The organism is Acinetobacter sp. V2, from assembly GCF_001188385.1.
Classification (GTDB): domain Bacteria; phylum Pseudomonadota; class Gammaproteobacteria; order Pseudomonadales; family Moraxellaceae; genus Acinetobacter; species Acinetobacter oleivorans.
The window spans coordinates 1774518-1780664 of record NZ_JZFB01000001.1 but is presented as its reverse complement, the minus strand read 5'-3'; the positions used below and the strand labels follow the sequence as shown (position 1 = coordinate 1780664).

The 6147-nt window shown below is 36.9% G+C and carries 8 protein-coding genes and 1 pseudogene; 2 read left to right on the top strand and 7 right to left on the bottom strand.

What is annotated here, in order from left to right:
- Positions 1 to 1026, top strand: a 1026-nt coding sequence (locus UC75_RS20765) for a GlyGly-CTERM sorting domain-containing protein (protein ID WP_228137174.1), incomplete at its 5' end; no start/stop codon positions are given.
- Positions 1027 to 1122: 96 nt separating this feature from the next.
- On the opposite strand, the gene UC75_RS08195 is transcribed toward UC75_RS20765, so the two are convergent.
- The 5 genes from UC75_RS08195 to UC75_RS08175 all read right to left on the bottom strand — a co-directional run bounded on the left by UC75_RS08195 (position 1123) and on the right by UC75_RS08175 (position 4393).
- Positions 1123 to 1512, bottom strand: a complete 390-nt coding sequence (locus UC75_RS08195; RefSeq protein ID WP_004790640.1) for a DUF3106 domain-containing protein — start codon at positions 1510 to 1512, stop codon at positions 1123 to 1125.
- The gene (locus tag UC75_RS08190) at positions 1502 to 1822 is read right to left on the bottom strand and encodes a hypothetical protein (RefSeq protein WP_004643705.1); all 321 of its coding nucleotides are present in this window, start codon (positions 1820 to 1822) and stop codon (positions 1502 to 1504) included. Before UC75_RS08190 ends, UC75_RS08195 begins: the two co-directional genes overlap by 11 nt.
- Positions 1812 to 2426, bottom strand: coding sequence for an RNA polymerase sigma factor (locus UC75_RS08185; RefSeq protein ID WP_004790645.1), 615 nt, complete (start codon positions 2424 to 2426; stop codon positions 1812 to 1814). The genes UC75_RS08190 and UC75_RS08185 overlap by 11 nt, the downstream gene beginning before the upstream one ends.
- Positions 2427 to 2585: 159 nt before the next feature.
- Entirely contained in the window at positions 2586 to 3362 is a 777-nt protein-coding gene (locus tag UC75_RS08180; protein WP_005307562.1) for a TrmH family RNA methyltransferase, read from the bottom strand.
- Positions 3363 to 3421: 59 nt separating this feature from the next.
- Positions 3422 to 4393, bottom strand: a complete 972-nt coding sequence (locus UC75_RS08175; protein ID WP_049837261.1) for a class 1 fructose-bisphosphatase — start codon at positions 4391 to 4393, stop codon at positions 3422 to 3424.
- A gap of 184 nt (positions 4394 to 4577) precedes the next feature.
- Here UC75_RS08175 and UC75_RS08170 point away from each other — a divergent pair, with 184 nt between their 5' ends.
- Positions 4578 to 4763: an NF038105 family protein gene (locus tag UC75_RS08170; protein ID WP_049837260.1), complete on the top strand. Its 186-nt coding sequence runs from the start codon at positions 4578 to 4580 to the stop codon at positions 4761 to 4763.
- Between the two features lie 57 nt (positions 4764 to 4820).
- On the opposite strand, the gene pal is transcribed toward UC75_RS08170, so the two are convergent.
- Positions 4821 to 5381 (bottom strand): peptidoglycan-associated lipoprotein Pal, encoded by a 561-nt coding sequence (gene pal / locus UC75_RS08165; protein WP_013197071.1) that lies wholly within the window; start codon positions 5379 to 5381, stop codon positions 4821 to 4823.
- Between the two features lie 27 nt (positions 5382 to 5408).
- A pseudogene (tolB, locus tag UC75_RS20760) lies at positions 5409 to 6147 on the bottom strand (Tol-Pal system protein TolB); the annotation flags it as partial.

Here is a 6147-nt window from a genome sequence, read left to right as displayed (position 1 = left end):
TTAGGTAATATTTCATTTACGACTTTAATAGATACATATCAAAAAAGCTATGATTTGTATGATAGCCTTCTCAAAGATCCAACTACACCATCAAACTTTATCGTTTACTATAAAGTTCGTTTAGCTGAATTTAAGGATTTACTCGATAAGTTTAAAAATGATACGGCTCATGTAAATACAAAATATCGAGCAATTTACATTGATTTAAAAAATTATGGTTTTCCTCTACCAAATGAAGACAGTAACCATGTATTAAAGTTTTTTAATACAGCTGATTATAATGTTAAAGCAGAACCCTTGGGTGTGGCGCAAAAAGTAGAAGATTTAACTACTGATACTAAAACTAAGGAAAACCAGAGATGTGTGTGGAATCCAGCAGTACAGCAAATTCTTTTTTATCGTGTTGATGATGATCCTACTTCAAGTACAACTAATGAATTTTGTAAATATACAATTACCACTAAAGCGGGTGTGGAACTTAGTAGTGGCTTAATTAAAGCAAAATTTGCAAATATTGCTCCTGTTTCTGGAGATGGCACAATAACATTTAAGTATTTAGCAAATGAAATGATTCCTTTGAATTTACTTAAATATGCAAATGATGATGGTGATGGGCCAGTTAGTACACTTATTACAAAGCCTGATAAGCCTCAATTTTGGGTAAATGAAAAAGGAGTAGAGTTACCTATCTATTTACCAAGCAAAACTTCGAAAGATGGAATTTTTACGGTCGTTAAGGCAGATCGAGAAGGACCGTGTCCTGGTAAAGACAGTAAAAATACATGTTATGGCGGTAATATTTATATTCAAGCTAAAAATGTCTTTAACACTTTTAACGATACACTATCTTATAATGTCTATGATGCTAATGGATTAATTTCAGCGAAACCTGGGACAATTAATCTAATAAGTACTGCAACTACCACAGATGATTCTCGAAGTGGTGGGGGCGGTGGTGGTAGCTTAGGAATTTTGTCTTTAGCATCTTTACTTGGTTTAGTGGTCTATAGACGCTACCGTAAATAAACGATATAAAATAAAAAAGCCTCCAATTGGAGGCTTTTTTATAGAAAATTATTTAAGGCATTAAAGTCACTGTGTACGAATTTTATAGAGTTATATTTAATGTTCTAAATATTTGTTCATATACTCTTCACGAATAGCTGTTCTTTCTTCGCCATTCGCTTTAAGCATACGCTGGCGTAAATCATTACGCTCTTGTGTACTCATTTTTTGCCATGCTTCACGCATTTTTTCTTTTTCAGCATCAGGGAGTTGAGTAAACCAGTCCATACGTTGCTGTAGGTTCGTACTTTGATTCGCTGGTAACTCTTTTAAGCTCTGGTAGCGTTTAATAACTGCACGTTGTTCTTCTTCAGAAAGAGCATTCCATGTGTCATCAACTTGTGTATTGGCATCCTTAGAAAAAATCCAAAATCGTTCAAAACCTGCAAAACTCGTTTGCAGGAAACTTAATGAACAAAGGATAAGTGCTAATTTTTTAGCTGCCATGTTGTACTTTATCCTCACCCAAGACCATTAGCATTTCTAAATCTTCCACCATTTGTGGAGATAATTTAGGATTTACAATCACTTGATTTTGCGGCTTATCAACAATATCTGCTGAATTAGGTAAAATTACAAAACCTGTGATCGCAGCGGCAAGTGCAAAACCAGACATTTTCCAGACACTATAAAAAGAGGCTGGTTTTTGTTGAATATGGTCAAGCACATGATTCATGACCACTGTTTTATTTTTATGGTGATGTGCCAAACTATCAAGTTTAGACGTCACCTTTTTAGTGAAATCATCATGATTCATCAGAACCTCCCAAGGGATTTAAATGGGCTAAGTACTCTCTAAGTCCCTGAATTGCTCGGTGATAATGGGTTTTTACACTACCTTCAGTACAGTTCATGATCTGAGCTGTTGTGTGTGTGTCAAAACCTTCCCACGCACGTAACATAAATGCCTGTTGTTGACGAACAGGTAGCTTTGAAATTGCTTCTCGAATTTCTTCGATAGTCACTGCTTGATCAAGAAAATCCGCAGGATTAATAGCTTTTTCATCAACTACATCAATAACTTCATCGTCGTCATTATCCAGACTAACTTTTTTGAAAAATGAAAATGGGTTTGCTCTACGAGATTCTTTGCGGCGCCAGTCCTGAAGTTTGTTGTTTAAAATAGTATAAAACAGGGGATACCATTCTTCAGTACTTTTATCGGCATAAGATTTGTGTAAGGCAATAAATGCTTCTTGAACCAAATCCATCGCAATACCTTGTTGACCTTGGGTAGCACTCTCCATCATCACCAAAGCGCGACCAGTAACATCTTGCATGAAAACTTTCAGGCGTTGTTCAGCCGTGCTTGCATGAGCACTAGATGTTTCCGATCGAGACTTTTTCGGTGCTAAATCCATGGAGATGGAAAATCCTGTCATTGGACATACCCACCTTATCTTCAATATATCTCTTATATAACGTTGAAAAGAGGTGGGAGGTTGACAACAATCGGTTATTTTTTACTAGTGTAATTGATTTTTTTCACAAATATGTGAGATGTAAAATAAATTAACGTTTTATTGACGTTGACGAACCATCTCAAAAAAACAAATAGATCCTGCTATTGCTACATTTAATGACTCTTGTCCACCAGGCTGAGGAATAGTTACAGATTCTGCATGATCTAAGGCGTAATCACTTGCACCTTGGCCTTCATTTCCTAAAATCCAGACACATGGTTTTGAAAGATCTTTTGAGTAAAGGCTTGTTGAGCGATGAGAGCTTGTAACAAAAACTGGAATTTGAAATTTTGGAAGAATATCTGTGAGTTGAAAGTTTTCAAAACAATGTAAGCTAAAATGAGCTCCCATGCCTGCTCTTAAAACTCGTGGCGACCAAAGTGATGCAGATCCTTGTGTGCAAATAATTTGTTTAATATTTGCTGCCGCTGCTGAACGTAGTAATGTGCCTACATTACCTGGATCTTGTATATTTTCCAGAATTAAAGTATCTACTTTATAGTCAATTGTTGATGCAGTTTTAGGTAAATCAATAATAGCTAAACAAGGTAAGCTTGTACCTAATGTGCTCAAATCTCTATATAAAACTTCACTAATAACAAAAATATGACCTTGATGCAGTTCAATTATTTTTTTTAAATCAGTATGTTCTAAGGCTTGTTCGGTCGTAAATAAAGAAAAAATCTTCTTTTGCTGTTGTAACCACGTCAAGCAGAGATGGGTACCTTCAAGGACTGTTTGTTGGTGCTTTTTTCGGGCGCTATTAAGTTCGATTAATCCACGCAAATGTTTAATTTTTGCATTGTCTTTTGATTCTAAAAAAATAACCGCCATGAGAAAATATCCAACAAAAGGGCATCATGATACTATGATGCCCTAAATAATTAAAATTATTAATGATAGCTTGTTACACGGTCAACTTCATTTTTAGAACCAATAATTACAGGAACACGTTGGTGAAGTTCTGTCGGTTCAATATCTAAGATGCGAACACGACCTGTAGTTGATGCGCCACCAGCTTGTTCAATCAGCATACTCATTGGGTTTGCTTCATACATTAAACGTAAGCGACCTGCTTTTTTCGGATCTTTTAAGTCGTACGGATAAAGGAAAATACCGCCTCGGCATAAAATACGGTGAATATCACCCACCATACATGCTACCCAACGCATATTAAAATCTTTTTCACGTACAGATGTTTTACCTGCAAGTAATTCATTAATATATTGTTTTACAGGCTCTTCCCAATGACGTTGGTTAGATGCGTTAATTGCAAACTCTTGAGTATCTGCTGAAACTTGAACATTTTCAGTAGTAAGCAAGAATGTTTGAGTTTCTGGGTCTAAAGTAAAGAATACTACGCCATTTCCTACAGTTAAGGCCATCATGGTTGATGGACCATAAAGTACGTAACCAGCAGCAACTTGCTGTGTACCTGCTTGCATGAAATCTTCTGCTTGGGTTACCGCATTTTTCGCAGGCAGAATAGAGAAAATAGTGCCTACACACATATTGATGTCGATGTTACTTGAGCCGTCTAATGGATCAAATAAAACCAGATATTTACCATTTTCTTGTGCAGGTGTGAACTCATCAAGCTCTTCAGAAGCGAGGCCACCCACTTGTGGATGAACTTTTAAAGCATCAATTAAATAGTCATTTGAAATCACATCAAGTTTTTTCTGCGTTTCACCTTGAACATTTTCATTACCAGCACTACCCAAAATACCAGCGAGCGCACCTTTTTGTAAGGCTTGATCGATCGTTTTACAGGTGGTGGCGATAGTGTCGATGACTTGAGCCAACTCAGGTGTTAGATTCCCTTTTTGTTGTTGTAAAAATTGGGACAATGTGAGGTTGGACATAAAAAAAGCTCCTGTGCTTCAAGCATCAAAATGAGTCAGATAAATACGTGGCATATTCTAGATGAGAATGTCACAAAATAAAAATTATCTTACTTTATTTGTGTTGGATTTATGCTTACAAGCCCCAATTAAAATGGTATGTTGATTGCATTACAAAGGATTGTATATTTTTAGGAGAATCGAAATGACAACAAAGAAGTTTGATGCGACCCCAACAGCAGGTGAACCAATCAATCTAGATGAAATTTCGAAAGAAAATGTTCAGGAAGCTTGGAAAGACTACGAGGCTAAGCCTGAATATAAAGATTTTAATAAGCATGATTTGATTGAATCTATGCAACAGTCTGAAGAAGAAAAGAAATCTTCTTAAGTTCTGTTGTTATAAAAAAACGCTCATAAAATATGAGCGTTTTTTTATGCATATGCCTTATTTTAATAAAGGAGGCACTGCTTCGTAATTAATTTCAACGCGGCGATTTTCTTTCCACGCAGATTCATCATGTCCTGCATTAACAGGAGCTTCTTTACCATAACTTACAGCTTCAAGTTGCTGTGGATTTACACCATTGGTAATTAAGTAGCTTTGTACAGCTTTAGCACGACGCTCACCTAAAGCCATATTGTACTCACGTGTACCACGTTCATCTGTATGGCCAGTTAATGCAACTTTTGAATTTGCATTTGCCATAAGGAATTGAGCGTGAGCTTGAAGCGTTTGATAGTCTTCAGTAGATAAATCACTGCTGTCATAATCAAAATGAACAACGCGTTTAGCCAAAGCAGCTTTATTTGCTTCAGTTACACCTTTTGATGAAGCACCAGCCAAATTTTGAGCATTTAATGCCGCATCTTCACTTAAACCAGATGTGTTAACTGTACTTGGATTTGTGCCAGTTGCAGTAGTTGTTGCTGGTTTGCGGCTAGCACAACCCGTCATTACAAGTGCTACGCTAAGAAAGGGTAAAGCTAAATATTTGATTGATTTCATGATCTTCTCCATCGATGGAATTAAAAGTTATTTTGGTGCCCAAGCTGGTTCACGTACTTCACCTTGTTCACTTGGTAAATTCATACGGAAACGTCCATCAGTAGACATGATAGATAACAAGCCACGGTTACCTTCACGAGTCGCGTAGACCACCATTTGCCCATTCGGTGAGAAACTTGGTGATTCGTCTAAACTGGTTGGAGTAAGAATATTGGTGATGCCAGTATTAATGTCCTGAATTGCAACTTTATAACTGCTGCCACTTGGGCGATGAACAAGAGCAATCTTTTTGCCATCTGCACTCAAAGTTCCGCGTGCATTAAATGAACCTTTAAACGTTAGACGTTTTACTGAACCATCAGCAAAGGTATAACGATAGATTTGGGCTGAACCACCACGGTCAGAAGTGAAAATAAACGATTTTCCATCTGGTGTATAACGTGCTTCTGTATCAATTGCCGAGTCGTTTGTCATACGTTTAACTTGGCGAGTTGATAAATCCATTTGATAGATTTCTGGATTGCCATTCATTGATGCTGTAAATAGCATTGATTGACCATCAGGTGAAAAACTCGGTGCGCCATTTAGGCCTTTAAAGCTAGTGAGTACTTCACGTGTTCCAGTAGATAAATCTTGTAAATAAATTGCTGGACGTTTAGTTTCAAAAGAAACATAAGCAATTTTCTTGGCATCCGGTGTCCATGCCGGAGAAAGAATTGGGTCACGAGATGACAAAACAGTTTTTGGCTGTTCACCATCGGTATCT

What these genes read in the sequence shown, in the direction of transcription:
- UC75_RS08195 (WP_004790640.1), bottom strand. Translation starts at nt 1,512, where the DNA reads ATGGCAGCTAAAAAATTAGCACTTATCCTTTGTTCATTAAGTTTCCTG.
- UC75_RS08190 (WP_004643705.1), bottom strand. Translation starts at nt 1,822, where the DNA reads ATGAATCATGATGATTTCACTAAAAAGGTGACGTCTAAACTTGATAGT.
- UC75_RS08185 (WP_004790645.1), bottom strand. Translation starts at nt 2,426, where the DNA reads ATGGATTTAGCACCGAAAAAGTCTCGATCGGAAACATCTAGTGCTCAT.
- UC75_RS08180 (WP_005307562.1), bottom strand. Translation starts at nt 3,362, where the DNA reads ATGGCGGTTATTTTTTTAGAATCAAAAGACAATGCAAAAATTAAACAT.
- UC75_RS08175 (WP_049837261.1), bottom strand. Translation starts at nt 4,393, where the DNA reads ATGTCCAACCTCACATTGTCCCAATTTTTACAACAACAAAAAGGGAAT.
- UC75_RS08170 (WP_049837260.1), top strand. Translation starts at nt 4,578, where the DNA reads ATGACAACAAAGAAGTTTGATGCGACCCCAACAGCAGGTGAACCAATC.
- pal (WP_013197071.1), bottom strand. Translation starts at nt 5,381, where the DNA reads ATGAAATCAATCAAATATTTAGCTTTACCCTTTCTTAGCGTAGCACTT.